Raw genomic sequence first — 1,111 nt, forward strand, 5'->3', positions numbered from 1 at the left:
GGATGCTGCCGGTGCTGGTCGGCGTGCTCACCCTGTTCGTGCTGGTCTTCGGCTTCCTGATGGCGGCGGCCTGCGGCTATCTCGCCGGCCTCCTCGGCTCCTCGTCGAGCCCGATCTCGGGGATCGGCATCCTCACCACCATGGCGGCGGCGCTGCTGCTGCCGCTGCTGCTCGGCCGGGCGGCGGGCCCGGAGGGCGAGCGCTTCGTGGTGGCCGCCGCCCTCCTGGTGGCGGCGGTCATCGTCACCACGGCGTCGATCGCCAACGACAACCTGCAGGACCTCAAGACCGGCCAGCTCGTCGATGCCACGCCCTGGCGCCAGCAGGTGGTGCTCATCGTCGGCGTGGTGGTGGGCTCGGCGGTGATCGCGCCGCTGATGGCCCTGCTCTACGAGGCCTACGGCTTCGCGGGCGCCCTGCCGCGGGAGGGGATGAGCGCGGATTCCGCCATGGCGGTGCCGCAGGCGGCGCTGGTGACGCAGATCGCGACGGGCATCGTCGGCGGCACCCTGCCCTGGACCATGGTGCTGATCGGGATCGGCCTCGGGGCCGTGCTGGTGGTGCTGGAGGCGCGGCTGCGGCGGCGCGGGCTGACCTTCCCGGCGCTGACCGTGGGCATCGGCATGTACCTGCCGCTCAGCGTCGAGATGACGATCGCGCTGGGCGGCATCCTGGGCTGGCTCGCCGAGCGGCATTTGCGCCGCCGCACCCCGGAGGCGGAGCGGGCGGGCGCGGTCGAGGCGGCGCGGCGGCGCGGCGTGCTGCTGGCCTCGGGGTTCCTGGTCGGCGAGAGCTGCGTCGGGGTGCTGCTCGCCGGGGCCGACTGGCTCTCGGGCCGCTCGGGCGTGCTGGCGCTGGGCTTCGAGGGGCCGGCCGCGACCTGGCTCGGGCTCGCGGTGTTCGGTATCGGCCTCGGGGCGTTCTACCGGCTGACGGCCCGGGCGCCGGGCTGAGGCGGTCCCGAAAGGTCCCGGATTCCAAAGGTCGAGACCTTTGGCGGGTGCAGGGTGGAACCCTGCTGTTGATCTCCGCCCCCGGCGAAGCCGGGGGCGGAGATCAAACCCGGGGCTGCGCGCCCCGGACCCCGCCCAAGGGTGTGACACCCTTGGGG

General features: G+C 74.1%; 1 protein-coding gene. It reads left to right on the plus strand.

What is annotated here, in order from left to right; genetic code table 11:
* Positions 1 to 953, plus strand: a 953-nt coding sequence (locus AX737_RS09640) for an oligopeptide transporter, OPT family (RefSeq protein ID WP_082772972.1), incomplete at its 5' end; no start/stop codon positions are given.
* Between the last annotated feature and the right edge of the window lie 158 nt (positions 954 to 1,111).

It is taken from the genome of Methylobacterium sp. CCH5-D2 (genome assembly GCF_001556475.1).
GTDB classification, from domain to species: Bacteria; Pseudomonadota; Alphaproteobacteria; order Rhizobiales; family Beijerinckiaceae; genus Methylobacterium; species Methylobacterium hispanicum.